This is a genomic window from Pseudomonas artemisiae, assembly GCF_057128685.1.
The window spans coordinates 43,523-69,165 of record NZ_JBSKHS010000009.1; the positions used below are offsets into that span (position 1 = coordinate 43,523).

The following is a 25,643-nucleotide window of genomic DNA, read 5'->3' on the forward strand; positions in this document are numbered from 1 at the left end:
CTTTAAGCGAGTAGGCGCGCTCCGATATCGGCGCAACGATGACGGCAGTTTCCTTGACACCAAGGTAAGGTGGGGGCGCCACCGTTCGTTAAGCGACACACCCTGGAGCGTGCCAGCCGAGCACTGGAACAGGCCCCAAACAACAAGGCAACGCCTACCTGCTCTGTCCTATCCGAGGCAACAACCCAACCGGCGTCACATCCCGCTCCGTCCTCGCCGCCGGGCTGATATCCACCCCCGCCGGCACCTTGCCCTGCAAGTACCAGGCAAACGCAATAATTTCAGCAATCGTCAGGTACAGCTCCCGTGGGATGCTGTCGCCCAGCTCCAGTTGCCCAAGCATCTTCACCAGCTCGGCGTTTTCGTAGATGGGCACTTCGTGGGCCTTGGCGATGGCGATGATGGCGTCGGCCAGGTCGTCGTTGCCTTTGGCCGACAGGGTAGGGGCCTGGGTGCCGTCATAGGTCAGGGCGATGGCCTGGCGGGGGTAGCGATTGCTCATGCGGTTTCATCCACCCAGCGTTGTTCGAGGCGTGTGCGGTTGCCTTGGGGCGGGCGGCCGCTGTGGCAGGCCAGGTCGCCTACTTCGAGCCCGGCGGCCACCAGGCGCTCACGGAACCAAGGCAGTTCGCGCTCGACCACGCTTACGGTGGTGGGTGATTCGGCCCATACCTGGCTCGACAGGTTGTTGTTGAACAGCTGGGCCTGCACATGCAGTGGGCCCAGGCGTGGCAGGTCGAAGGCTAAATCCAGGCGCCATAACTTGCGCGGCGGCAGGCGGTTGCCTTCGGCGTCGTGCTCCGGTTCCTGTTCATAGCCTCTGGGGTCATCCTGGGCCTGCACCCGCACCTGTAACGGCACGATGTCATTAAAGGCCCGCATCGGTATCTCCAACTGCCAGCTGTGCTGCACCCCGGCGTGATTGCCTGGGGCGCTTTGCTCCAGGCTGGCGAGTTGGTGGGTCTGCACCCGGGCCAGTGCCGCGGAAGCTAAACGCAACAGGGCATGCAGGTCATCTTCGTCATCGCCCTTGGCCAGGGTGCGGCTGGCCAAGGGAAAGCCTGGCCCGGGTTGAGTACGGGCTCCCACTTGCCCAAGAATCCCTAAGGCATTGCGAATAAAGCCCGGCGCGGCCAAGGCCATGGTTGCCAGGGTGGCAGGGTTCAAGGGCTGGTTGCTGGCGGGCAGGTTGGGCAGAATGTGCGCCACCAGCCTCAACAGCGCGCCTTTGAGGTCCTGCTCAGGGGCGGTCAGGCTGCCGGTGAGCAGGCCGGCTTCCAAGAACAGGCCGCTGCTGGCGAAGGCCTTGGCTACAGCGTCCGCCTGGGTCAGGTCTGGCAGGGTGGGTAGCGCGGCCAGTACCGCCTGGGCACTGGCGCTCACGTTTGCGGGTAGCTGGCCCTGGTTTTGCCCCGCCTGAATGATCGCCAATAAGCTTTGCAGCGAGGCCTGGCGGCTATGTTGAGTAGTAAGTTGCTGGGCCACGGCCAGCTCATCGAGTTGCCCACCCAACTGAACCACCGTTAGGGCCTGGCTGCCTTGTACCTGGGCACTGAGCAGGCTGCCTACGCGCAAGGGTTGGGTGCTGTCGATGGTCAGGGTTTGCCCGGCCAGGGCCGTATTGAGCAGGGTGACCATGGCGCGGTATTGCCCAGGGCTGTCACCGCTGGCAACCGGCAGCGACGTTACAACCTTGCCTTGCAACAAGGTACCCACCGGCAACCGAGCGGTATCCAACTCGGTCAAACCGGTGCGTGGCGCGCCTGCGAGGCTTATGGACAGCTGTTCCGAGAGCATGCGCGTCACGTGCAGGGAGGTCCCTACCGCCAATGGCTGGGTGGCACCCACTTGCAGCGTGACCTGGCGGCCGCCCTCCAGGGTCAGTTTCAATAACAGCTGGAAGTCTGCTGGCAACTGTTTGATCGATAGCACTTCAGCCTTGGCGGTTTGCCCAGGCTCCAACAGGCCGTCCACCGATTGCAGCAGCTTGAGCAGCTCTCCGCTCACCGCGGCTGAACGGGTAGAGGCGGCCAGGCTGGCGGCAGTGACGGCGCTGATTTCATTTGTCATGGTTGATGACCGCTAAGGGTGCGAGTACCAGGCCGGGCGTACGCCAGGCTCAGCAGCGGCGCCACTGTGTATAATCGCCCGCTGCCCAGGCAACAGCCGCGGGGCGTTCGTTGCTTATTTCTATCGGCCCGGCGCGCGGGGACTTGAACCCCCTTACAGCGCCTCCATTGCACAAGGCTTATTGTGACTGCAGTTCTGGAAGGCGTGGCACTGGCCTGCGAGCGTGACTGGCGGCTGCTGTTCGAAGGCTTGAACCTGAGCGTAAGCGGAGGCGACATGCTTCAGGTAAGTGGGCCCAACGGCGCGGGCAAAACCTCGCTGTTGCGGATGCTCTGCGGCCTACTACCGCCCAGCGCCGGCCAGGTACGTTTTCAAGGCCACGCCTTGCCAGGCGCGGCGCGGGCCTTGGCGGCCAGCCTGCTATGGTTGGGGCATGCGCCAGCCGTCACCTTAAGCCTTACACCGCAAGAAAACCTGGCCGCACTTTGCGCCCTGGGCACGCCCGCAACCCCCGGTGTCATCAATGCGGCCTTGGCGGAGATGGGGCTGAGCGGCTTTGAAGCTCAACCTTGCCATAGCCTGTCGGCCGGCCAGGTGCGGCGCGTGGCCTTGGCGCGGTTGCACCTGAACCCGCCCCCGCTATGGCTGCTGGATGAACCCTTCACTGCCCTGGATGCCGCTACGGTGGTTCGCCTCGAAAAGCACCTGGCGGCCCACTGCGAGGGCGGCGGCATGGTGGTGTTTACCGCGCACCATGGCCTGTCTACGCGCCCCTCGCGTTACCGTGAGCTGGTGCTGGAGGCGCCGTTATGAGCGCGACCGGCTTGGCGGTAGGCCTGAGCCTGTTACGCCGCGAGATGCTGCTGGTGGCGCGACGGCCCGCCGGGTGGGGCTACCCCTTGGTGTTCTTCGCCGTGGTGGCCACGTTGTTTCCGCTGGCAACCGATGTCGCCCCCACGCTGCTCCAGCAAATGGCCCCTGGGGTGGTGTGGGTGGCAGCCGTACTGGCGGTGTTGCTGTCCATGGACGGGCTGTTCCGAGAAGATTTCGAAGACGGCACCCTGGAGCAGTGGGCCCTGAGCCGCCATGGCATGCTGCTGCCGGTCGTGGCCAAGGTGACGGTGCATTGGCTGTTTTCCGGCCTGGCCCTTACGGTGCTGGCGCCGGTGTTGGGCCTGATGCTGGGCTTGCCGGTGCATAGCCTGCCTACTCTGGTAGCGGGCCTGGCCTTGGGTACGCCGGTACTTACTCTGTTGGGCGCCATTGGCGCGGCACTGACCTTAAGCCTGCGCCGGGGTGGCGTGCTACTAGCCTTGCTGGTGCTGCCCTTATATATTCCCGTGCTAATCCTCGGCGCTGGCGCGTTGCGCGCGGCGCTGTCCGGCCTGCCCGTGGCGGGGTTTATGCTGTGGCTAGCCAGCCTCAGCGCCCTGGCCGTCACCCTTGGCCCGTGGGCCATCGTGGCTGGCTTGCGCATTGGCCTTAACGAGTGACTAACCTCATGGACCTACACCGCCTATGAACTGGGCCTGGTTTCATCGCCTGGCGTCGCCGCCGCGCTTCTATGCCCTGGCCGGGCGATGGCTGCCCTGGCTGGGCGGCCTGGCCGGGCTGTTGCTGCTCATGGGGTTTACCTGGGGCCTTGCGTTCGCGCCGCCGGATTACCAGCAGGGCAATAGCGTGCGCATTCTGTACATCCATGTGCCGGCGGCTTTGTTGGCTCAAAGCTGCTACCTGCTGCTGGCCGTGGCCGGGGTGGTGTCGCTGGTGTGGAAACTCAAGCTGGCCGAGGTGGCCCTGCGCTGCGCGGCGCCCATCGGTGCCTCCATGACCGCCTTGGCCCTGGTCACCGGCGCGATCTGGGGCAAGCCCACCTGGGGCGCCTGGTGGGTATGGGATGCCAGGCTTACCTCGATGCTGATTCTGTTGTTTCTGTACGCCGGGGTCATCGCCTTGGGCCAGGCCATCGGCAATCGGGACAACGCGGCCAAGGCCTGCGCGATTCTGGCCATCGTGGGTGTTATCAACCTGCCCATCATCAAGTACTCGGTGGTGTGGTGGAGCACGCTGCATCAGGGGGCGACCTTTACCCTCACCGCCAAGCCTGCCATGCCGGCGCAGATGTGGTTGCCCCTGGCCTTTACCGTGCCGGGCTTTTATCTGTTCTTCGGCTGGGTCTTACTGCTGCGCATGCGCGTGGACGTGCTACGCCGTGAAGCGCGCAGCCGTTGGGCACAGGCGTTGCTCCAGGGTGAGCCCATGCCAGAGGGTAAGCCATGAGCTTTGCCAGTTTTTCGGACTTTCTCGCCATGGGCCGCCACGGGCTGTACGTGTGGGCCGCCTATGGTTGTTGCCTGCTGGTACTGGCCTGGAACCTAGCCGTGCCCCTGTTGGCCCGGCGGCGCCTGCGTGCACACGCGGCGCGCCAAGCCAATCGGGGAGGGCGGCTATGAACCTTGTACGCAAGCGCCGCTTGCTTATTATCCTGGCGTTGCTGGCCGGGGTGGGGCTAGCGGCTACCTTGGCGCTCAGCGCCCTGCGACAGAACATTAACCTGTTTTACACCCCCACTCAGATCGCCACCGGGGAGGCGCCCGTGGGGCAGCGTATCCGTGCCGGCGGCATGGTTGAGCGCGGCTCGCTGCAGCGCAGTGCCGACAGCCTGGACGTAAGCTTTGTGGTCACCGACTTTAACCACTCAGTGACCATCCATTACCGGGGGATCTTGCCGGACCTGTTCCGCGAGGGGCAGGGCATCGTCGCCATGGGCATGGTGGACGCAAGCGGCGCCGTGCGTGCCGATGAAGTGCTGGCCAAGCACGACGAAAACTACATGCCGCCGGAAGTGAACAAAGCCCTGAAAGACAGCGGCCGCCTGGGAGCTACGCCATGATGCCTGAACTGGGCCAACTGGCCCTTGCCTTGGCGTTTTGCCTGGCCCTTGCCCAAGCCGTGCTGCCTTTGCTCGGCGCGTGGCGCAACCTGCCCGCCTGGATGGCCGTGGCGCGGCCCGCGGCCTGGGGGCAATTCGGGTTTTTGCTGTTCGCCTTCGCCTGCCTGGCTTTAGCGTTCTTGCACGATGATTTTTCCGTGGCCTATGTCGCTGAAAACTCCAACAGCGCCTTGCCCTGGTATTACAAGTTCAGCGCGGTATGGGGGGCGCACGAGGGCTCGCTGTTGCTATGGGCGCTTATTTTGGCCGGCTGGACCTTCGCCGTATCCCTGTATTCGCGGCAGTTACCGGGGGCAATGCTGGCGCGGGTGCTGGGCGTGATGGGCATCATCAGCAGTGGCTTTTTATTGTTCCTGCTGGCCACCTCCAACCCCTTCGCCCGCATTTTGCCCCAGGTGCCGCTGGAAGGCCGGGACCTGAACCCCCTGCTGCAAGATTTCGGCCTGATCGTTCACCCGCCCATGCTGTACATGGGGTATGTAGGGTTCTCTGTGGCCTTTGCCTTCGCCATCGCCGCCTTGCTCAGTGGTCAGCTGGATGCGGCCTGGGCCCGCTGGTCGCGGCCGTGGACGCTGGTGGCCTGGAGCTTTCTGGGGCTTGGCATCAGCCTGGGCTCTTGGTGGGCTTATTACGAACTGGGTTGGGGCGGCTGGTGGTTCTGGGACCCGGTGGAAAATGCTTCCTTCATGCCCTGGCTGGTCGGCACGGCGCTGATTCACTCGTTGGCGGTGACCGAGCAGCGGGGTGTGTTCAAAAGCTGGACGGTGCTGCTGGCCATCGCTGCATTCTCTTTGAGTCTACTGGGTACCTTTCTGGTGCGCTCTGGGGTACTGACCTCGGTGCACGCGTTCGCCTCCGACCCTACCCGTGGCGTGTTCATTCTGATTTTCCTGCTGGTGGTGACCGGGGGCTCCTTGGCGCTGTTCGCTGCCCGGGCACCGGTGGTGCGCAGCCATGCTCGCTTTACCTGGGCCTCCCGCGAGTGCCTGCTGCTGGTCAACAACCTGTTACTGGTGGTGGCTGCTGCTACGATTTTGCTGGGTACCTTGTATCCGCTGCTACTTGATGCCTTGACCGGCGCCCGGCTGTCAGTGGGGCCGCCTTACTTCAACGCGCTGTTCGTGCCGTTGATGGGGGTGTTGCTGGCCACCCTGGGGGTAGGTGTGCTGATGCGCTGGAAGGCAACCCCCGGCGCCTGGCTGCTGAAAATGCTAGGCCCGGTGTTATTGGGGGCAGTGTTGCTGTGCGCGGCGTGGGGCGCGCTGGCCGGGCTGGACCGCTGGCCCTTGCTGGCGGTGGTGTTGCTGGCCGCTTGGGTGGTGTTGGCCGGGCTTCGAGACCTGGCCAACAAGCTGCGCCATCAAGGGGCGGGTAGCCTGTCGCGGCTGCGTCGGGCCTATTGGGGCATGCAACTGTCGCACCTGGGCCTGGCCATCGCCGCAGTGGGCGTGGTGTTCACCACGGGGCTAAGCGCCGCTCGGGACCTGCGCATGGCGCCCAACGACAGCGCCGAGGTTGCCGGCTACACCTTTATTTTCCGCGGCACCCAGAGCATGCGCGGGCCCAATTACACGGGGGACCGGGCGATTGTCGAAGTCAGCCGCAATGGCCACACGGTCAGTGTGTTGCACCCGGAAAAACGCTTGTACGCAGCCCAAGGCTCGGTAATGACTGAGGCGGGTATCGATCCTGGCGTGTTCGCCGACCTTTACGTGGCGCTGGGCGAGCCCCTGCCAGAGGGCGCCTGGGCCATCCGCTTGCAGGTCAAGCCATTCGTGCGCTGGATCTGGCTCGGTGGCCTGCTCACCGCATTGGGCGGGGTATTGGCGGCGTTGGACCCTCGTTATCGGGCCAAGCTGCGCCAACGCGCGAGCCAGGGTGCCGGGGAGGCTGGCGTATGAAGCGATGGTTATTGGCGATTCCGCTGCTGGCGTTTCTGGGCTTGGCCGTGGTGCTCTACCGTGGCCTGTACCTGGACCCCACCGAACTGCCCTCGGCGTTGATCGGTAAACCCTTTCCGGCCTTTAGCCTGGCCGCGCTGGACGATGGCCGCCCGCTGGGCCGCGACGCGCTGCTGGGCGCACCTGCCTTGGTCAACGTATGGGGCACCTGGTGCGTGGCCTGTCGTGCTGAGCACCCGACCCTGGAACGCCTGGCCGCCCAGGGCGTGCGGATTCACGGCATCAATTACAAGGACAACAGCCAAGCCGCCCAGCGCTGGCTACGGGAGTTGCACAACCCTTACACGCTTAACATTAGCGACCCTGAGGGTACGCTGGGCCTGGACCTGGGCGTATATGGCGCGCCAGAGACCTTCCTGATCGATGCCCAGGGCAACATTGTCTACAAGCATGTGGGTATCGTTAACGATCAGATATGGCGCAACGAGCTGGCGCCGCGCTATCAGGCGCTAAAAGAGGGTACCGCCCCATGAAGCCTCTTTTGCTGGCCCTGGCCTTGGCGCTTGCCCCCATGGCCCACGCGGCTATCGACACCTATGCCTTCGATAACGATGAGCAGCAGGCCCGCTTTAGCGCGCTGACTCAACAGTTGCGCTGCCCCAAGTGCCAGAATCAGGATTTGGCCGATTCCAATGCGCCCATCGCCGCGGATCTGCGCCGGGAAGTGCATCGCCTACTGACTGAAGGCAAGTCCGATCAACAAGTGGTGGACTACCTGGTGGCCCGCTACGGTGAGTTCGTACGCTACAAGCCGGCCTTCGAGGCCCGTACCTGGTTGCTTTGGGTAGGGCCTGGGCTGTTGTTGGTCACTGGAGCGGGGTTGGGCTGGGCCTTGGTGCGCAGGCGCCGGCCGTTGCCCGCTGGCGATACCTTGAGCACCCAAGAGCAGCAGCAGTTAGCGGACTTACTAAAAAGGCGTAACCATGATTGATTTCTGGGGCGCCGCGCTGGCGCTGCTGGTGATTGCCGCGGCTCTACTGGCAGTGCCCTTGCTGCGCGGCGCCCGGCTGGGGCGCTATAGGGATGAGCCGCGCGCGGCGGTCAACCTTGCCGTGTACGACGAGCGCTTGGCGGCGCTGCGTGAAGCGCACCAGGCGGGCACCCTGGATGCCCAGGCACTGGAAGCAGCCGAGGCCGAGGCGGCTCGCGCCTTGCTGGCCGACGTACCCGCCAACGCCGCCCCAGCGGCGTACAACAGGGGAGGGCGGGGTATGCTCTGGGCGGTCACCGCGCTGGTGCCCCTCGCGGCCCTTGCACTGTACCTGCAATTCGGCGCCCTGGACCGGGTGCGCCTGAGCCGTGAGCTGACCACGCCGGCAGCCACCCCGGCACAGAGGCTCGACCGCCTGGAGCGTACCGTGCAAGCGCAGCCCGACGCGCCTGACGCCCTCTTTATGTTGGCCCGTACCTATATGACTCAGAATCGCGCCAGCGAAGCGGTGCCGCTGTTCGAGCGCGCCGCGCGCCTGGCCGGGCGACCTCCGGCATTGTTGGGGCAATGGGCCCAGGCCGAGTTCTTCGCCTCTGGCCGGCAATGGTCGGCGCACATTCAAGGGTTAGTGGACGAAGCCTTGGCGGGTAACCCCAATGAAGGCACCAGCCTGGGCCTGCTGGGCATTGCTGCGTTCGAAGGCCAGCACTGGGCCGCGGCCATTGCCTACTGGCAGCGCCTGCAAGCCGGCTTGGTACCTACAGACCCAGCCCGGGCAGCGCTGCAAACGGGCATCGATCGTGCTCGCCAAGCCTTGCAAGGCCAGGGCGCCAGCGCGCCAGTGGCCAATGGGCTCAGGATCAGCGTGCGGCTTGCCCCGGCCGTAGTCCGGCTGGCCCGCCCGGATGATGCGGTATTCGTGTTTGCCCGTGCCGCCAATGGCCCGCGCATTCCGCTGGCGGTCAAGCGGCTGCGGGTGGGCGACCTGCCCACCGAGGTCACGCTCAGCGACGCCGATGCCATGCAGCCCGGCCTGAAACTATCGACCTTCGAGGGTGCCCAAGTGATGGCTCGGATCAGCCGCTCCGGCGAGCCCACCCAGGGCCAATGGACCGGCGCCGGTGAGCCTACCGCGGGCGAACCCAATACCTATGGCCTGACAATCGACACTCCGGAAAATTAAGTATGCCGCACGCCTTGACCACCGCTTCCCGCCTGATGCTGATCACCCTGGCTCTAGGCCTGGGCGCCTGTAGCTCCCAGCGCCCCGATTCACAGGCCCCCTTGCCGCCTATTCCTTCGGCCCCAGCGCCAGCACCCACCCCGGCGCCCAAGCCGCCCGCCAGCGTGCCAACGCCTACCGCACCCGCGGCCCCGCGTACCTCGGCAAGCTTTGCGCCGCCGCCAGGCGGGCCGAGCCACTGGGACCAGGCCCTAGGGGTGTATGTGCTGGATAACCAACCGAGCGTGTATTACCGCCAGCGTACCTACTACCGCTGGAACAACGGTTGGAGTTGGGCCACCAGCCCCGTCGGGCCCTGGGAAACCACCGACGCTAGCGGTGTGCCGCCAGGGCTGGGGCGTCAGCACCCTTAAAGGGCTATCGCTCAAGGATAGATCTGGTCAAACACCCCGCCGTCGGCGAAGTGGGTTTTCTGCACCGTGCGCCAGTCCCCGAAGGTCTGTTCAACGGGCAGAAAGTCCACCTTCGGGAAGCGGTCAGCGTACGTGGCCAGCACCGCCGGGTCCCGTGGGCGCAGGTAGTTGTTGGCTGCGATGGTCTGGCCTTCGCTGGACCATAGGTACTTCAAGTAGTCTTCGGCCAAGGCCTGGGTGCCTTTTTTCGCCACAACCTTCTCTACTACCGCCACGGGTGGTTCGGCCTCGGCCGAGACGCTTGGGTAGATCACCTCGAACTGATCACGCCCAAACTCCCGCGCGATCATCTCGGCTTCGTTCTCAAAAGTCACCAGCACATCGCCAATCTGGTTGGTCATAAAGGTGGTGGTCGCCGCACGCCCACCGGTGTCGAGCACGGGCGCCTGCTTGAACAGCTTGCCCACGAAGTCCCGGGCCTTGGCGTCGTCACCACCGTGCTTGAGCACATAGGCCCAGGCCGAAAGGTAGGTATAGCGGCCGTTGCCGGAGGTCTTGGGGTTGGGCACGATCACCTGAACCCCTTCGTTGAGCAGGTCGGGCCAGTCTTTGAGGTGCTTGGGGTTACCCTTGCGCACGATAAACACCGTGGCTGACGTAAAAGGCGCGCTGTGGTTAGGCAACAGGGTGACCCAGTTGTCCGGTACCAGCTTGCCGTTGTCGGCCAAGGCATTGATGTCGGTGGCCATGTTCATGGTGATCACATCCGCTGGCAGGCCATCGATCACTGAACGTGCCTGTTTGCTGGAGCCGCCAAAGGACATCTGCACCGTCACGTGCTCATTGTGCTCGGCCTGCCAGTGCTTCTGGAACGCGGTGTTGTAATCCTTGTAGAAATCCCGCATCACGTCATACGACACATTAAGCAGCGTGGGCGCGGCGCTTGCGCCATTGGCCAGCAGCACGCTGGCACATAACAGCGAAGCGGTGAACAGTTTTTTCACGAAAAGGTCCTTGCTGCGTGGGAAGGTGCCCGGACTATAGCCAAGCTGGCCCTGGCCCTGAAATTACTAAAGGTGCTGAGCTTATAGCCAAAACTTCAGCTGTTGCCATCGGCTTGAACCCTAAGGGTCATTTCCAAGGGCTCCACCTGCCGCCAGCGTACAGAAGGTCGCCAGTTGGCCACCCATTTTGGTACGGCGTCAGCGGGCATGGGCCGTGCGATGCAAAAGCCCTGGGCCAGTTCACAACCTAGCTCCAGCAGCCGAATGCCGTGGTTGACGGTGTCCACGCCCTCGGCGATCAACTCCTGTTTGAACGCGCGCGCCAAGCCGATGATCGCAAGCAGGATCGATACGTTGTCAGCATCGTCCAGCAGGCCCTGGACGAAGGTCTGATCGATTTTCAACTGGCACACCGGTAACCGCTTGAGGTAGGTCAGGGACGAATAGCCCGTACCGAAGTCGTCCAGGGAAAAGCCCACGCCCAAGGCCTTGCACGCCGAGATGGTCTCTGAAACCCGGTCCATGTCCTTCAGCGCGCTGGTTTCCAGGATCTCGATCATCAGCATCCCGGGCTGTACATCCGGGCAGGCTTGCAGCTGTTTGCCCAAGCGGCCTACAAAATCAGCCTGTTGCAACTGCCAGCCCCCCACATTGACGCTGATGGGCAAGTGAACCCCTCGCGCCGCCCAGCTTTGCACTTGGCTAAGGGCTCGGCCGATGACCCAGTCACCCACTTGGCGCGACAGCTCGGTATTTTCGATAAAGGGCAGAAAGGCGTCGGGAGCCACCAGCCCCTCCTCGGGGTGCTGCCAGCGGATCAACGCCTCGACCCCCAGCACCTCGCCGCTGCGCATGTTGACCTTGGGCTGGTAATACAGCACGAATTCGTGCCGCTGCAACGCGGTAAGAATGCGTTCAACCCGCGCGTTGTACAGGCGCAAGTCCATTTCATGTTCAGGGTCGAAGAAGCAGTAACGGTTTTTACCGCCTACCTTTGCCTGGTACATCGCTTGGTCGGCCTGGCGCAGCAGCTGGTCAGCGCTGATTTCTCGGGTTTGGGGGTAGAACGTTACCCCCATGCTGGCGGTCAGGGTCAACTCCAGGCGCTCTACCCCGACGGGCCGTGAAGCGGCGCCCAGCAGGCGGTCGAGCATGGCGGTGGTGTCGTGGGTCTGTTCCAGTTCGGTAATCAGGATCACGAATTCGTCACCGCCCAGGCGCGATAGCGTACAGCCTTCGCGCAGCGAGTGTTTCATTCGCTGTGCCACCGCCGCCAGTACCCGGTCGCCGGTGGCATGGCCATGGGTATCGTTTACTGCCTTGAAACCGTCCAGGTCCAGGTAAGCCACGGCCAACATATGCTTGCCGTGTTGGGCCCTGGCCATGGCTTGTTGCATGCGCTCGCCGAGCAGCACACGGTTGGGCAGCTGTGTCAGGGCGTCGTAGTGGGCAAAGGTTTCCAGGCGGGTTTGATGTTCTCGCAGCTCAGTGACATCGGTAAACAGCGCCACATAGTGTTGTACGTGGCCTTCGGGGTCATGAATGGCCGTGATGGTCTGCCCCGCCACGAAAATCTCGCCGTTACGCCGCCGGTTCCACAGCTCGCCCTTCCAAAAGCCCTCGCAGGTCAGCGCGCGCCACAGGTCGTTGAATACATCCCGGGCGGTCAGGCCGGAGGCCAGCAGTCGCGGGTTGCGCCCCAGTACATCGGCTCGGGAGTAACCGGTGATGGTGCAGAACGCCTGGTTGATGTCCACGATCTCACCACTGGCGTTGGTGATCATGATGCCCTCGTGGGCATGGGTGAACACGTTGGCCGCCAGGGCCAGGCTTTTTTCCGCTGCTTGACGCGCGCTCAGGTCGGTGAGGGCCAGGCGCACCAAACGCTGGCCATCGAGGTGGCGGACACAGTCCACATGCACCGGCAGGGCTTCGTGGATGCCGCGCAGCACCCGCAAGCCGGTTTCATGCGCGGCGGCGTCCCGACAGGCCCGTAGGAACAGGGCCGTCCATGCGCCCAAGTCATCGGGGGCAACCCAGCGGTCGAAGCGTTTGCCGACCAACGCATTCCGCTCAAGGCCCAGCAGTTGCTCGGCGCGCTGGTTGACGGCCTGAATGACACCACTTTCGGTAAGGTTCAGGTACGCGACCGGTGCGCGCTCGTACAGGTCCATATACAGGTCGCGGGAGCTTTCCAGTGAGGTCTGCATATGCCGCAGCGCCTCGTTCTGCATTTCCAGCTCAACCTGGTATACCTGCAGTTCACGCAGCGTGCCCAGTTGCACGGCGTCGAGCTCTCCCTCCAAGGCATGCTCGTCACTTTTGCTCAGGCCAGTTTTAGGCGGGCGGGCTTTTTTCATCGTGGCCTCGTAGTGAGCGACGGTTGATTTGCATCGCAAGCAAAATCAGATCCGGCCGTATGCCGTCACCTACTACACGCCGACCGTCCAGGCTCAATTGCAAAAGGCCAACGGCGGCGAACTGCTGCTCCATGCATAAGCCTGTAAAACTGCTGTCTCGTTCAAGGATAGTTCGAAGCCGGTCCTTTAGCGCGGGGATATTCCACTCACCGCAGCCAAGCTCCAGCAACGGGCGGTTGAGGGTGTGTGCTTCGCTGGTCTTGAAGATCTCGTAATACGACTGGCTGGCCGATACCACCCGCAAGCTTGGGTCCAACACCAGCAGCGGCTCGCGCACGGTATTGATCACCGCTTGGGCCAGGGATCTGGCGGCTTCGACCGAGCGCTCGGTGGCAATGCGCGAGGTTATGTCATGGAAGGTCAACACCACGCCCTCGATGACGTTGTCCAGGGTGCGGTAGGGCATGATCCGCGCCAGAAAGCATTGCCCCTGGGCGGTGTGCACTTCGCATTCATAGGGAATCAGCGTATCGAGTACTGCCCAGGCAGGTTCGATAAGGTCGGTGTTTACCAAGTGAGAGGTGATGTCGAGCAGCGAGCGCCCAATGTCTCTGGTGATAAGCCGGTAAATATGCGTGGCTTCACGGGTGAACCGCCGTATGCCCAGCTGCATATCCAGGAAGATTGCCCCGACGTTCACGCTGTCGAGCAAGTTCTTCATATCGTTTTGCATATCGAACAGTTGCTCGACCTTGGCCTGGAGTTCGGCGTTGACCGTGATCAACTCTTCATTGACGGACTGTAGCTCTTCACGAGAGGTTTCCAACTCCTCGATAGTGGACTGCAACTCTTCGTTTGCCGACTGAAGGTCCTCATTGGTGGAGTCATATTCCGCGTTCGACAGTTGTAGCTCCTTGATAGTGGCGTGCAGGGTGTACTGGGTGTTAGTGGAGGCCGCGGGCCGTGGCGCCTTGATAGCCTCATAGAGCTTCCAGCGGCGGTCCAGGGGTGTGAAGAGTGTGCCGTGTTGCCCGATGCTTTCGGACGGAGAGACAAACAGCACGCCCTTGGGCTTGAGGGCATAGTGGAACGCCGGGATGACCTGCTGTTGCAGCCGTGGGCCCAGGTAGATAAGCAGGTTGCGGCAGCACAGCAGGTCCAGCCGTGTGAAGGGCGGGTCGCTCACTACATTATGTACGGCGAACACCACCCGCTTGCGCAATTCGCTTCTCACCCGGTAACCGCTCTCTTCATGGTTGAACCAGGCACGAAGCCGCGGTGGGGATACCTGCTGCTCGGTAGCGAGAGGGTATAGGCCTGCTCGCGCCAGGCATATAGCGTCAGCGTCCAGGTCGGTAGCATAGAGCTGGATGTCAAAGGTGCCAGGCAATTCGGCGCGCAGTTCCAGCAGCAGTATGGCCAGCGAATAGGCTTCCTCGCCGCTGGCACAGCCCGCGACCCAGGCGCGCAGCACATAGCCATCCGGCTTATGCGCCAGCAGGGGTTTAAGTACCTGGTATTTGAGGGTGTCGAAAGCCTCAGGGTCGCGGAAGAAACCGGTAACGTTGATCAGCAGTTCATCGAACAACAACGGCAGCTCCGCTGGCGTGGCCTTGAGGTACTGAACGTAGCTGGCTTGCTCGGTAATCCGCTGCAAGGCCATGCGCCGTTCGATACGCCGTTCGATGGTGCTGCGTTTGTAGTGGGTAAAATCGTGGCCGGTAGCCTGATGCAGTGCCTGGATAATCTCATCGAAACCATGAGCTTTGTTGATCTGGCCAGCCCCCTGATGCTCCAACAGCAAAGTAGGCATTTGTTCTACAGGCGCAACGGTGGTTGCCTGGCCGGCGGCGATAACCCTGGCAGGCATGCTGCGGTACAGGGCTTCGTCCGGCAACTGCGCCAAGGTATACCCCCCCGCTTCGATGATCGCCTGGCATCCCAAGGTGCCATCCTCGCCACTGCCCGACAGCACAATGCCGATAGCGCGGGCCTGGCGCTCGCTGGCCAGCGAGCGGAAAAACCTGTCCACCGACAGGTGTCTGCCACCTTCGATCACTTTCTCCACCCGGCGCAGCCTGTTGCCGTCGAGCACGAGGTCGTAGCCAGGCGCAATGATATACACCCGGTCAGCCACCAACGGGTCAGCCTCGCGTGCCTCCCTCACGGCCATCTGCGTGCAGCGCCCAAGAAGTTCGGTCAGCAGCGAGGGGTGGGTGGGCGACAGGTGTTGAACCACCACGAAGGCCATGCCGGTATCACAGGGCAGGGCGCGCAACAGCGCCTCCAGGGGTTTGAGCCCCCCAGCGGAGGCGCCTATGCCCACTACTTGAATGCCGGCGTCCACGTGCGACGCGGGGGTGTGTTGGGGCGTGTTCACGAGGGGCGCCTGTTGCGGGCATGGGGCGGCCAGTATGCGCGCTTGACCCAGGGAATACACAAGCCCCAGGCTCCATGCGCCTACCGGCATGCCCAGGTAGCGGCAGAGCTTGCTCGCGACCGGCACCGGCACCGGCATAAGTGCTGTGTTGAACCCGGTCGCGGGCAAGCCCCGCTGCTACGGGCGATATGAGCCCGCGTGTGCGATGAGGGGCCAGACGGTCTCTACGAGAACAGGATCAAGCATCGTGGCCCAGGGCATAACGTCGGCAATGCTCCAAGTAGCCCATTTCATGCTTACCCACCAGTTGTACCACGCTGGACCATAGCCACGAGGGCGCGTCCAAGGTGCGGGTGCGATTGAGCTGCAGCTCTTTGATCCAGGCAGCACGAGTGGCCAGGTCCATCTGCCGGGCGTGGGCCAAGCCCACCACCCTTGCCAAGTAGGCCGCCACTTCCATGGCCTCCCGAGGCGTAAGCTCGTCAAGCTCCAGCTTCATGTCCTGGGGCAACAGTTCGCGAATAAAGAACCCCCGGTCCAGCAGGCGGGTGGCGATCATCCGGTTGCCCAACCCCGGCGACAGTTGCCGAGCGCCTTGCAGTACGCGCTTGGCATTGTCCCGAGGCATGGGCAGGCGGGTCGCCCGAGGGGCCGCGGCCGCCACGGCCTCCTTGATGTCGATCAGGCAATAATCCTGTTCGTTCCGCCCACCTACTCCCAGCAGCACGGCATAGCGGTGCAGCCCGAGCGAGCTACAGCCTTTGACCCAATAGGCGCTGTCGAGCAGTTCGACCCTGTCGTCCTTGGACCGGCCCTTGAGGGATGTCACCAGGGCGTGAAGTTCCGGCGTAGCGCACAGGGTTTTCAGCGCCTCTCGCTCAGGTTTGGAAAGCGTCCAGAAGTGCTTGCCCAAGGGGAAGCTAGGCCGAGTGTCTTCGATCCGTTCATGGGCCAGGTGCTTCCAGGTGCGCTGTACCGCGCTGCGCATCCCGGCCTTTACCTGGGCCGGGCGCTGTGGCTCCTCGTCCACATCGCCCTCGAACGCGTGCTCGTAACCGCGCATCATTTCTTCGAGCATCTTGGCCGTGGCTACGCCGGGCAGGTCCGAGCCGCGGGCGGCGGTGGCCAGGGACAACGCCAGCCGCACCAGGTCATGTACCGGGTTGCCGATCACGGTTTGGTCCAGGTCGCGGATATGAATGTCAATCTGGCCGCGGGAGTCGCCCGTGGGGCCCAGATTACCCGCGTGGCAGTCACCGCAGATCCATACCGGTGGGCCACTGGGCAAGCGCCGGCCCGGCTGGCTATGCAGCCATTCATAGAATTGCACGGTACTGCCGCGCACATAGGCGTGGGCAGAGCGGGCCATCTTCAGGTTGCGCAGCTCAGTGAGTGGTTCGAGCCGTTCTGAAGGGGAGGGGGTGACCACGCAAGGTTGTTTCCCAGCGAATTTCTTGCGTTTTGCCTGAGGCTTAACAGTATTCAAACGGACCATCCCAACTGCTGGCCAATGACTTGGCGATAGGTAGTATCGATTTGTGCAGGCACCGATTCCATATAGGTTCGGGCGTGTTCAAGGGTTTCACCCTCGAGCGAGGACAGGTATCGCACTGTGCCCATGGCCGAAGGTACACGGCCTTCTACATTGTCAAAGCGTGGCGGCAAGGCGGTCCAGATCAGCGCCTCGATGCCTTGCTCGTTGGCCCAACGTACGAGCGGGCCGGCGGGGTAATCAGTGACCAGCAGGCTGCCAACGCCATCATGGCGGTCTGCTGGGATACCTTCACGCTCCTTCAAGGCCGCGCAGGCCTCGGCCAGGTCGGTGGGCGCCAGCCATGCCCACAGTACCGGCACGGGTACCGCGTCCACGCACAGGGCCGTGGCCAGTTCGCCCGTTTCGCCGACCCGGCAGAATTCCACGGGCAAGTGTGGGCCATTGGCGTGCCACTGGCCTTGCACGGGCAGTTCCGCCGGTTTCCAAATAAGGGAGCCCCACCCAAGACACGCAATCTTCACTTCACGGCTCCTTCGACTATCGCCGAAACAAATTCTTCATACTCAGTGGCTAAGACCCCAAGGCCAAGCGATTGGTGCGCCACATTACCGCGTACTTTCGTCCGGAAATGCGGTGCTCGATGGAACGTCGCCCGGATGCGCCAATCTTCCCAGAAAGCCCCTGAGAAGAAGGTAACGCCATGGCGATTCGTCCAACCCTCGCATCCACCAAGGCCGGCAGTACCGGCGAGAACCTCAGCAAACCGGAGCGGGTGCTGTCCATGGCCGGCGGCGGCGCGTTGCTGATCAATGGCCTGCGTACCGGCGGCATAGGCGGATTGGCCCAACTGGCCATGGGTGGCTGGACCCTCTGGCGCGGCTACAAGGGCCGTTGCGAGCTTAAGGCCGCCATGACTCACACCCCATTCGAGCAAGAGTGGGAGGCCGAAACCGGCTGGCCCACCAGCAAGGTAGTCAGCCGCAGCATTACCGTAAACAAACCCTTGGAAGACGTGATCGCCTGGTGCCGCGACCCGGCCAATATCGGCCCGTTGATCCCTTGGGTCGACTCCATTGAGCAAACCGCGGACAACACCTATCGCTGGACCGTGCGCGGCCCAGGCGATCGCACCTACAGCTGGACCCTGATTCAGAGCGAGCCTGACGCAGGCCGCGCTCTGCGCTGGAATACCCCAGGCGAAGGGGTATGGCAACACGAAGCCGACGCCCGTTTCACTGAAGGGCCACGGGGTGAAGGTACCGAGATCAAACTGGTACTGGCCACTCAACCACCAAAGGGTGCCGCGGGCTACGCAGTAGCCAGCATGATCAGCCGCTTCACTCATAAGGCGCTGCTGTACCTGCTGCGTGCCCTCAAGCAGCAGATGGAGACCGGCGAAGTCACCACGAGCCGCGCCCGTGCCGGTGCCCGGGACTTTCTGTTCATTCACCCAGACCGTGGCGACACTCCGCCGCCAGCCACCGAGACCCTGGAAGGAGGTACTCGCTGATGCGCGCACTGACTTGGCAAGGCCCTAACCACTTGCAAGTGGACACCGTTCCTGACCCAACCCTGCTCAACCCCCAGGACGCCATCATCAAGGTTACGCTGTCTTCGGTATGTGGCTCAGACCTGCACCTGCTTGGCGGCTATGTGCCTACCATGCATGCGGGCGATATTCTTGGCCATGAGTTTCTTGGCGAGGTGGTGGACGTGGGCGCGCGGGTGTCTTCGGTGCGTAAAGGCGACCGCGTGATCACCGTCTCGATCATTGGCTGTGGGGAGTGCGAACACTGCCGCCGTAAGGATTTCTCCTGCTGCGACAACTCCAACCCCAACCCCTGCGTGACGGAAATGGCTTACGGCCAGCCCTGTAGCGGCATTATCGGCTACAGCCATGCGTTCGGTGGCTATGCCGGCAGCCATGCCACCTACATCCGCGTGCCCTTTGCTGACACCAACCTGTTCAAGGTCCCTGAAGGGGTGCGAGACGAGCAGGCGGTGTTTGTGTCCGACGCCGCGCCTACCGGGTATTTCGCCGCCGATAACGCCGATATCCAACCTGGCGATACAGTGGCAGTGTGGGGCTGCGGCGCGGTGGGCCTGATGGCAATCGCCAGCGCCTATGTCTTGGGCGCCGAACGCGTCATCGCCATCGACCGGTTGCCCGACCGCTTGGCCTTGGCCGAAACCAAGCTCGGCGCCATCCCTCTTGATTACGAAACGACCAATGTGCACCAGGCATTGCTGGAGCTTACCGGTGGCCGAGGCCCGGATCGGGTAATCGATTGCGTGGGCATGGAAGCCCATGGCACCGAGCTGGATTACGTGTACGACAAAACCAAACAGTTGTTGCGTATGCACACCGAGCGCGGCACGGTGTTGCGCCAGGCGATCCGCGCCTGCCGCAAGGGCGGCACGGTATCCGTGGTGGGCGTGTATGGTGGCCTGCTGGATAAATTCCCCATGGGCGCGGTAGTCAACAAGGCCTTGACCATCAAGGCCGGGCAACAGCCAGGGCAGCGCTATGCCAACCGGCTGTTCGAGCTGATTCTGGAAGGCAAGCTGGACCCTTCCTGGATGCTTACCCACCCCATGGACCTGGAGGACAGCCCCGGGGGTTACAAGCTGTTCAAGGAGAAAGGCGACCAGTGCCTGCGAGCAGTGTTCAGGCCGTAAAATCGCCTTCGCCAGCTGCGCTGGCTCCTACCTTGTAGGAGCGAGCGCAAGCTCGCGAAAAGCCGGTACAGGCACCAATGACGGCCTGTTCGCCAGCTTTGCTGGCTCCTACAGCGATCCCGCTGGTGCGATCATTTGCGGGATTAGGCGTCCTCAAACGGGCCTTGCGCGGTAAAGGCACCGCCGTGGTACACCGACGCCGGGTCATCGGCGCCAGGCTGAGGTTGGGCTTCAACCTTGGCTTGGAAAGGGGCCGAGCTGCCCTGGGGCACATAGCCCAGGTGCGCGGCCAGGCGGTTGTCCCACCACACCTGCGGGTTTGCAGACACCCCAAACACAATGGTATGGCCCAAATCAGGCGTTTCCAGGCCTTTGACGATCAACTGAGTGAGGTCATCGTAGCTCAGCCACGTGCTGAGCATGCGGCGGTTTTGAGGTTCAGGGAAGGACGAACCGATGCGGATGGTCAGGGTTTCGATGCCATAGCGGTCGTAATAAAAGGTTGCCAGGTCTTCCCCATAGGATTTGGACAACCCGTAGTAACCGTCCGGGTGCCGAGGCGAGAGCGCATCGATGGTTTCAGTCTGCTTGTAAAAGCCAATCACATGGTTGCTGCTGGCGAAAATCACCCGCTTCACCCCGTGACGGCGAGCTGCTTCGTAGATGTGATAGGTACCACAAATGTTTGGCCCTAGGATTTCTTCGAACGGCCGCTCCACCGACACCCCGCCAAAGTGCAGAATCGCATCCACGCCTTTGACCAGTTGGTCCACCGCGGCTTTATCGGCCAGGTCGCACATCACCACTTCTTCATCACTGCCGGGAGTCTCCAGCGGAACAATATCCGACAGACGCAGCAACGAGGCATGGGGCTTAAGGGTTTCGCGCAACACCTTGCCTAGGCCACCGGCGGCACCGGTCAGCAAAAGCCGGCGTGGGGTAGCGGTGGCAGCGGTCGATGAGGTCATGGGGCCTTCCTTATTGTGGTTATCGGTTGTCGTATGACAGGTGATCAGTATCCCTATGGCGCTTGAATTGTCAAAGGCCCAAGCACCCCTATTCATGCCAGAGTGGCATAACATTCTGCCGATTGCTCCTTTGCCCAGGCCGCGCAGGGCTCCGATACTGCGCTTTTGCCCAGGGAAGCGCAGCCATGCCCGACGTGCCACGCCAATACCGGTTCAATAAGGCCTTCGAGGCGCCAGGCGGATCAGCGATCCGCGAGCTGTTCAAGTACTTGGCCCGCCCAGGCATGATTTCCTTCGCCGGTGGCTATCCCGCCCCTGCCTTGTTCGATGCACAGGGCTTGGCTAGCGCCACCGCGACGGCCATGGCCGAACCGGTCAGTTGCCTGCAATATGGCGCGACCGAGGGTACTCCGGCGTTGCGTGAACAGTTGGCGGCGCTGATGGCTCGCCGAGGGAGCAGGGTTACCGCGGATGAACTGCTGGTCACCACCGGCGCTCAGCAAGGGCTGGACCTGTTGATTCGGGTACTGCTCAGCCCGGCAGATGCGGTATTGGTGGAGCAGCCTACGTATCCCGCGGCGCTGCAGGCATTGCGCTTGGCCGGTTGCGCTGTCAGCAGCGTGAGTAGCGATGCCGAGGGCCTGGTCCCTGAAGCGTTGGCGTTATTATTGGACGCCGCGCCCGCCGGCCACTATCGCCTGCTGTATTGCGTACCAGATTTCGCCAACCCCACTGGCGCGTGCATGCCTCTGGCCAGGCGCTTGGCGTTATTGGCACTGGCCGCGCGGTATAACCTGCTGTTGATCGAGGATGACCCCTACGGCGCCCTGCGCTTTAGCGGCGAGCCTGTGCCCTCGTTATTAGCCCTGGCCAGCCAGGTACCCGGCGCGCAAGGATGCGTGATGCACCTGTCTAGCCTGTCCAAGATCGTCGCCCCTGGCCTGCGCGTCGGCTGGATGGTTGCGCCCACGCCGGTACGCCAGCGCTGCGTGATCGCCAAGCAGACCGTGGACCTGTGCACCTCGCCCATCAGTCAGCAGATTGCTGCCTGTTATTTGGCCAGCGGCGCCTTGGAGCGGCATTTGCCCACGCTGCGTCAAGGTTATGCAGAAAAGTGCCAGGCAATGCTGACAGGGCTTGCCACCCTCGGTGGGCAAGTGACGGTGGCCGCCCCGGCCGGGGGTATGTTCGTGTGGGGCCGGCTGAGCAACGGCAGCGATGCTCAAGCGTTGTTCGACCGCGCCATCGAGCACAATGTGATGTTCGTTCCTGGCCAGGCGTTCTACGCCAGCGAGGCGGACCCTGCCAGCTTGCGGTTATCCTTCGCGGCACCAGGGGTAGAGGCCATTGGCGAAGGCCTGCGACGCCTGGCCAAGGCCCTAGGGCAGGGTTAGCGTGCGGCATCCATGGCGGTAACAGGGAAGCGCGGGTTACCCTTGGCGCCGGGCGGCCAGCGCTGCCCGCAAGGTTGCCATTGGCTGAGTGCTTACGAGGGTGCGATGAAACTGCTGCTGGTAGAAGACGAGGCTTTGCTGCGCCACCACCTGCACACCCGCCTGGGCGAAAGCGGGCACATCGTCGAAGCGGTGGGCGATGCCACCGCAGCATTGCGGCAGGCCGAGCACACCGCCTTCGACCTGGCCATTGTTGACCTGGGCTTGCCGGGGCTGTCAGGCCTTGACCTGATCCGCCAGTGGCGCGCCCAGGGGTTGGCGTTCCCGGTGCTGATCCTCACCGCCCGGGGCAGTTGGCAGGACAAAGTCGAAGGCCTGGCCGCCGGCGCCGACGACTATGTGGTCAAGCCCTTTCGTTTCGAAGAGGTCGAAGCCCGGCTCAATGCCTTGCTGCGCCGAGCCAGCGGCTTCACTCAGCCTACCATCGTGGCCGGCCCCTTGGCCCTGGACCTCAACCGCAAGCAGGCCACCTTGCAAGGCGAGGCGCTGGTACTCACGGCCTTTGAATACCGTATCCTCGAATACCTGATGCGCCATCACCAGCAGGTGGTGGCCAAGCAGCGGCTGATGGAGCAACTGTACCCAGACAACGACGAGCACGACCCTAACGTGATCGAGGTACTGGTAGGGCGTATCCGCCGCAAGCTGGAGGCTGCCGATGGCTTTCGCCCCATCGATACCGTGCGCGGGCTGGGCTACCTGTTTACCGAGCGCTGCCAGTGATCCGCTCCCTGCGGCTGCGGCTGATGTTGGCCGGGGCGCTGCTGGCGGTATTGTTTATGTTGGGGCTGCTGCCGGCCCTGCAGGGCGCCTTCAGCCAAGCCTTGCGCGAGTCGGTGGAAGAGCGCCTGGCCACCGAAGTCACCACGCTGATTTCCGCCGCCCGTCTGGAGCGAGGCGGTTTACAGATGCCCGCGCCTGCGCCCTATGAGCGCCTGGCGGTGCCAGATGAACGCTTGCTCAGTTATATCTTCGACCGCCAGGGCCGGTTGCTCTGGCGCAGCCCAGGCGCGCCGCTGCCTGAGTACCAGCCTAGCTATGACGGCAGGGGTAACCATTTCAACCGAGTGGTCGGCCAGGACGGCCAGGCCTGGTGGGTCTATGACGTAGAAGTGCGCCTGCTGGGCGGGGAGAATGCGGCGTTTAGCTTCGTCACCCTGCAATCGGTGCAGCCTTACCAGCGTACCCTGGCCGCTCTGCAAGACCGGCTGTATCTGGGCTCTGGCGCGGCGCTCTTGACCCTGTTGCTGTTGTTCTGGGTGGGCATGACCTGGAGCCTGCGCTCGCTGCGCCGCCTGAGCCAGGAACTGGACGAAATCGAAGCAGGGCATCGCCAGGGCTTGAGCGAGGCGCACCCCAGTGAGCTGCTGCGCCTGACCCGTTCCCTCAATCGGCTGCTGGCCGGAGAGCGGGAGCAGCGCCAGCGTTATCGGGATTCCCTGGGCGACTTGGCCCATAGCCTGAAAACCCCTTTGAGTGTGCTGCAAGGCATTGGCGAAACCCTGGGCAGCGATGACCCCAAGGGGGAGGAGGGGCGTCAGGCCGCGGTCTTACGGGCCCAGGTAGCGCGTATGAACGAGCAGGTGGACTACCAATTGCAGCGCGCTAACGTGCGTCACGGCGGCCTGGTTCGCCGCCAGGTAGCGGTGCGGCCGGTGCTGGATAACCTGGCGGCCAGCTTGCGCAAGGTGTATCCCGATAAACCCGTACAACTGCATATCGCCCTGGCCGACCCTGGCACGCTGCCGATCGAGCAAGGGGCGCTATTGGAGTTGCTGGGTAATTTGCTGGAAAACGCCTGGCGCCTGTGCCTGGAAGACGTCAGCGTGAGCATGAGCGTGATCGGCCGACGCCTGGAGCTGTTGCTTGAGGACGACGGCCCTGGCATACCCCTGGACCAGCGCGGCCGAATCCTGCAACGGGGTGAGCGCCTGGACCGGCAACACCCAGGCCAGGGCATCGGCCTGGCGGTGGCCCATGACATCATCCGCGGCTACCACGGCACCTTGACCATCGAGGATTCCCCGCTGGGCGGTGCACGTTTTCGTATCAGCTTTCCGTTAGAGTAGCGCGGCTCGCCGTCAGGCTCAGGGTGTGGCGAGGCGAGTGGCGGATATCCGCCAACCAAAGCGATTCACCTAAAAGTGCCTGGCGAGAAACCGCCACCTTTGCTGCGCCGTACGGCCATCAGCGAGGGGGGTAACCCTGGCAGTAGTGGGGTTGAGCTTTATTTGCCAGGTTGGCATGAGCTTTGCGATACAGCAGCGCAGGCTTGCCCGAGGTCGGTTGACGGGCGGTTGGCCAAGAACAAATCTCTCCAGCCAGGAGGGTTCTCGCTTCATGTGCAGCAGCGCTCGGAAGGCGCTTGTGGGCACGCTTGAGGAAATTGCTATGACGGCTCGTCAGCCCTTTTACAAGTCCCTGTACTTCCAGGTGATCGTCGCCATCATCATTGGTGTGCTGCTTGGTCATTATTACCCGCAAACTGGGCAGATGCTCAAACCGCTGGGTGATGGCTTCATCAAACTGATCAAAATGGTCATCGCTCCGATCATCTTCTGCACCGTGGTGAGCGGTATCGCCGGCATGCAGAACATGAAAGCCGTGGGCAAGACCGGCGGCTACGCGCTGCTGTACTTCGAGATCGTCTCCACCATTTCCCTGATCATTGGCTTGATCGTAGTGAACGTGGTTCAGCCTGGCGCTGGCATGCACATCGACCCGGCCACCCTGGATGCCTCCAAGGTCGCCACCTATGTTACTCAAGGTGAAGGCCAGAGCGTCGTGGGCTTCCTGCTCAACGTGATTCCCAACACCATCGTTGGTGCCTTCGCCAACGGCGATATCCTTCAGGTGTTGATGTTCTCGGTGATCTTCGGCTTCGCCTTGCACCGTTTGGGCGCTTACGGCAAGCCGCTGGTAGAGCTGATCGATCGCTTCGCCCACGCCATGTTCAACATCATCAACATGATCATGAAACTGGCCCCACTGGGCGCGCTGGGCGCCATGGCCTTCACCATTGGCAACTATGGCGTAGGCTCGCTGGTACAGCTGGGCCAGTTGATGCTGTGCTTCTACATCACCTGCGTGCTGTTCGTTGTTGTGGTACTGGGCGCCATCGCCCGCGCCCACGGTTTCAGCGTGTTGAAGCTGGTGCGTTACATCCGTGAAGAGCTGTTGATCGTACTGGGTACCTCGTCGTCGGAATCTGCGCTGCCGCGCATGCTGGCCAAAATGGAACGCCTGGGCGCGCAAAAATCCGTGGTTGGCTTGGTGATCCCTACCGGTTACTCCTTCAACCTGGACGGCACCTCGATCTACCTGACCATGGCTGCGGTGTTCATCGCCCAAGCCACCGACACCCACATGGACATCACCCACCAGATCACCTTGCTGGCGGTGCTGTTGCTGTCGTCCAAGGGCGCGGCGGGTGTAACCGGTAGCGGCTTTATCGTGCTGGCGGCCACGCTGTCTGCGGTAGGTCACCTGCCGGTCGCAGGCTTGGCGCTGATCCTGGGTATCGACCGCTTCATGTCCGAAGCCCGTGCGCTGACCAACCTGGTGGGTAATGCCGTGGCCACCGTAGTGGTTGCTAAGTGGGTAGGCCAACTGGACGAAACTACCTTGCAGCGTGAGCTGGCCTCCGGCGGCACTCCGCTGGAACTGACCCAGCCCCAGGACGACCTGAAAGTCGCCGAAAACACCCGCCTGTAATACCCCCTCGTGTAACACCCCTTGTGAACCGGCTTAGGCCGGTTCACTGCGTTTAGGGCTAGGGTGAACTGCGCCCGA

The 25,643-nt window shown here is 62.9% G+C and carries 24 protein-coding genes; 16 read left to right on the forward strand and 8 right to left on the reverse strand.

Going from position 1 to position 25,643, the window contains the following annotated elements:
- Window positions 1–154: 154 nt before the first annotated feature.
- Window positions 155–502 (reverse strand): EscU/YscU/HrcU family type III secretion system export apparatus switch protein, encoded by a 348-nt coding sequence (locus ACWKV4_RS12250; RefSeq protein ID WP_483832429.1) that lies wholly within the window; start codon window positions 500–502, stop codon window positions 155–157.
- Complete coding sequence (fliK, locus tag ACWKV4_RS12255) at window positions 499–2,070, reverse strand: flagellar hook-length control protein FliK (RefSeq protein ID WP_483832428.1); 1,572 nt, start codon at window positions 2,068–2,070, stop codon at window positions 499–501. The genes ACWKV4_RS12250 and fliK overlap by 4 nt, the downstream gene beginning before the upstream one ends.
- 183 nt (window positions 2,071–2,253) lie before the next feature.
- On the opposite strand from fliK, the gene ccmA reads away from it, so the two are divergent.
- Genes ccmA through ACWKV4_RS12305 form a run of 10 tightly spaced genes read left to right on the forward strand, consistent with a single transcriptional unit; the run spans window position 2,254 to window position 9,511 of the window.
- Window positions 2,254–2,883, forward strand: a complete 630-nt coding sequence (ccmA, locus tag ACWKV4_RS12260) for a cytochrome c biogenesis heme-transporting ATPase CcmA (RefSeq protein WP_483832427.1) — start codon at window positions 2,254–2,256, stop codon at window positions 2,881–2,883.
- Window positions 2,880–3,563 (forward strand): heme exporter protein CcmB, encoded by a 684-nt coding sequence (gene ccmB / locus ACWKV4_RS12265; RefSeq protein ID WP_483832426.1) that lies wholly within the window; start codon window positions 2,880–2,882, stop codon window positions 3,561–3,563. The genes ccmA and ccmB overlap by 4 nt, the downstream gene beginning before the upstream one ends.
- Before the next feature lie 25 nt (window positions 3,564–3,588).
- Window positions 3,589–4,350, forward strand: coding sequence for a heme ABC transporter permease (locus ACWKV4_RS12270; RefSeq protein ID WP_483832425.1), 762 nt, complete (start codon window positions 3,589–3,591; stop codon window positions 4,348–4,350).
- Window positions 4,347–4,523: a heme exporter protein CcmD gene (ccmD, locus tag ACWKV4_RS12275; RefSeq protein ID WP_483832424.1), complete on the forward strand. Its 177-nt coding sequence runs from the start codon at window positions 4,347–4,349 to the stop codon at window positions 4,521–4,523. Before ACWKV4_RS12270 ends, ccmD begins: the two co-directional genes overlap by 4 nt.
- Window positions 4,520–4,963, forward strand: coding sequence for a cytochrome c maturation protein CcmE (gene ccmE, locus ACWKV4_RS12280; RefSeq protein WP_483832423.1), 444 nt, complete (start codon window positions 4,520–4,522; stop codon window positions 4,961–4,963). The genes ccmD and ccmE overlap by 4 nt, the downstream gene beginning before the upstream one ends.
- Window positions 4,960–6,924, forward strand: coding sequence for a heme lyase CcmF/NrfE family subunit (locus ACWKV4_RS12285; RefSeq protein WP_483832422.1), 1,965 nt, complete (start codon window positions 4,960–4,962; stop codon window positions 6,922–6,924). Before ccmE ends, ACWKV4_RS12285 begins: the two co-directional genes overlap by 4 nt.
- Complete coding sequence (locus ACWKV4_RS12290; RefSeq protein ID WP_483832421.1) at window positions 6,921–7,457, forward strand: DsbE family thiol:disulfide interchange protein; 537 nt, start codon at window positions 6,921–6,923, stop codon at window positions 7,455–7,457. The genes ACWKV4_RS12285 and ACWKV4_RS12290 overlap by 4 nt, the downstream gene beginning before the upstream one ends.
- Window positions 7,454–7,915 (forward strand): cytochrome c-type biogenesis protein, encoded by a 462-nt coding sequence (locus tag ACWKV4_RS12295; protein WP_483832420.1) that lies wholly within the window; start codon window positions 7,454–7,456, stop codon window positions 7,913–7,915. Before ACWKV4_RS12290 ends, ACWKV4_RS12295 begins: the two co-directional genes overlap by 4 nt.
- A complete protein-coding gene (ccmI, locus tag ACWKV4_RS12300; RefSeq protein ID WP_483832419.1) occupies window positions 7,908–9,098 on the forward strand; it encodes a c-type cytochrome biogenesis protein CcmI in 1,191 nt (396 codons plus the stop codon). The genes ACWKV4_RS12295 and ccmI overlap by 8 nt, the downstream gene beginning before the upstream one ends.
- A 14-nt stretch (window positions 9,099–9,112) precedes the next feature.
- Window positions 9,113–9,511: a hypothetical protein gene (locus ACWKV4_RS12305; RefSeq protein WP_483832481.1), complete on the forward strand. Its 399-nt coding sequence runs from the start codon at window positions 9,113–9,115 to the stop codon at window positions 9,509–9,511.
- An 11-nt stretch (window positions 9,512–9,522) separates the two neighbouring features.
- Here the strand turns inward: ACWKV4_RS12305 and ACWKV4_RS12310 are convergent, their stop codons facing one another.
- From ACWKV4_RS12310 to ACWKV4_RS12330, 5 genes are all read right to left on the reverse strand, one after another.
- Complete coding sequence (locus tag ACWKV4_RS12310; protein ID WP_483832418.1) at window positions 9,523–10,515, reverse strand: sulfate ABC transporter substrate-binding protein; 993 nt, start codon at window positions 10,513–10,515, stop codon at window positions 9,523–9,525.
- 95 nt (window positions 10,516–10,610) lie between these two features.
- Window positions 10,611–12,875, reverse strand: a complete 2,265-nt coding sequence (locus tag ACWKV4_RS12315; protein WP_483832417.1) for a putative bifunctional diguanylate cyclase/phosphodiesterase — start codon at window positions 12,873–12,875, stop codon at window positions 10,611–10,613.
- Window positions 12,853–15,423 carry a chemotaxis protein CheB gene (locus ACWKV4_RS12320; protein WP_483832416.1) on the reverse strand — a complete coding sequence of 857 codons (2,571 nt, stop codon included), beginning with the start codon at window positions 15,421–15,423 and terminating at the stop codon, window positions 12,853–12,855. The genes ACWKV4_RS12315 and ACWKV4_RS12320 overlap by 23 nt, the downstream gene beginning before the upstream one ends.
- Window positions 15,424–15,493: 70 nt before the next feature.
- A complete protein-coding gene (locus ACWKV4_RS12325; RefSeq protein ID WP_483832480.1) occupies window positions 15,494–16,684 on the reverse strand; it encodes a DUF2252 domain-containing protein in 1,191 nt (396 codons plus the stop codon).
- A 53-nt stretch (window positions 16,685–16,737) separates the two neighbouring features.
- Complete coding sequence (locus ACWKV4_RS12330) at window positions 16,738–17,271, reverse strand: hypothetical protein (protein ID WP_483832415.1); 534 nt, start codon at window positions 17,269–17,271, stop codon at window positions 16,738–16,740.
- A 179-nt stretch (window positions 17,272–17,450) separates the two neighbouring features.
- Here ACWKV4_RS12330 and ACWKV4_RS12335 point away from each other — a divergent pair, with 179 nt between their 5' ends.
- Together ACWKV4_RS12335 and ACWKV4_RS12340 are read left to right on the forward strand one after the other, a co-directional pair.
- The gene (locus tag ACWKV4_RS12335) at window positions 17,451–18,260 is read left to right on the forward strand and encodes an SRPBCC family protein (protein ID WP_483832414.1); all 810 of its coding nucleotides are present in this window, start codon (window positions 17,451–17,453) and stop codon (window positions 18,258–18,260) included.
- Window positions 18,260–19,429 carry a zinc-dependent alcohol dehydrogenase gene (locus tag ACWKV4_RS12340; protein ID WP_483832413.1) on the forward strand — a complete coding sequence of 390 codons (1,170 nt, stop codon included), beginning with the start codon at window positions 18,260–18,262 and terminating at the stop codon, window positions 19,427–19,429. The genes ACWKV4_RS12335 and ACWKV4_RS12340 overlap by 1 nt, the downstream gene beginning before the upstream one ends.
- 143 nt (window positions 19,430–19,572) lie before the next feature.
- Here ACWKV4_RS12340 and ACWKV4_RS12345 read toward each other — a convergent pair whose 3' ends face one another.
- Complete coding sequence (locus ACWKV4_RS12345; protein ID WP_483832412.1) at window positions 19,573–20,397, reverse strand: NAD-dependent epimerase/dehydratase family protein; 825 nt, start codon at window positions 20,395–20,397, stop codon at window positions 19,573–19,575.
- Window positions 20,398–20,582: 185 nt separating this feature from the next.
- On the opposite strand from ACWKV4_RS12345, the gene ACWKV4_RS12350 reads away from it, so the two are divergent.
- The 4 genes from ACWKV4_RS12350 (at window position 20,583) to ACWKV4_RS12365 (ending at window position 25,565) form a co-directional block, all read left to right on the forward strand.
- On the forward strand, window positions 20,583–21,791 hold the full coding sequence (locus ACWKV4_RS12350; RefSeq protein WP_483832411.1) for an aminotransferase-like domain-containing protein: 1,209 nt from the start codon (window positions 20,583–20,585) through the stop codon (window positions 21,789–21,791).
- Window positions 21,792–21,896: 105 nt separating this feature from the next.
- Entirely contained in the window at window positions 21,897–22,574 is a 678-nt protein-coding gene (locus ACWKV4_RS12355) for a response regulator (RefSeq protein ID WP_483832410.1), read from the forward strand.
- Window positions 22,571–23,920 carry an ATP-binding protein gene (locus tag ACWKV4_RS12360; RefSeq protein WP_483832409.1) on the forward strand — a complete coding sequence of 450 codons (1,350 nt, stop codon included), beginning with the start codon at window positions 22,571–22,573 and terminating at the stop codon, window positions 23,918–23,920. Before ACWKV4_RS12355 ends, ACWKV4_RS12360 begins: the two co-directional genes overlap by 4 nt.
- Before the next feature lie 322 nt (window positions 23,921–24,242).
- Window positions 24,243–25,565 carry a dicarboxylate/amino acid:cation symporter gene (locus tag ACWKV4_RS12365; protein WP_483832408.1) on the forward strand — a complete coding sequence of 441 codons (1,323 nt, stop codon included), beginning with the start codon at window positions 24,243–24,245 and terminating at the stop codon, window positions 25,563–25,565.
- Window positions 25,566–25,643 lie beyond the last annotated feature (78 nt).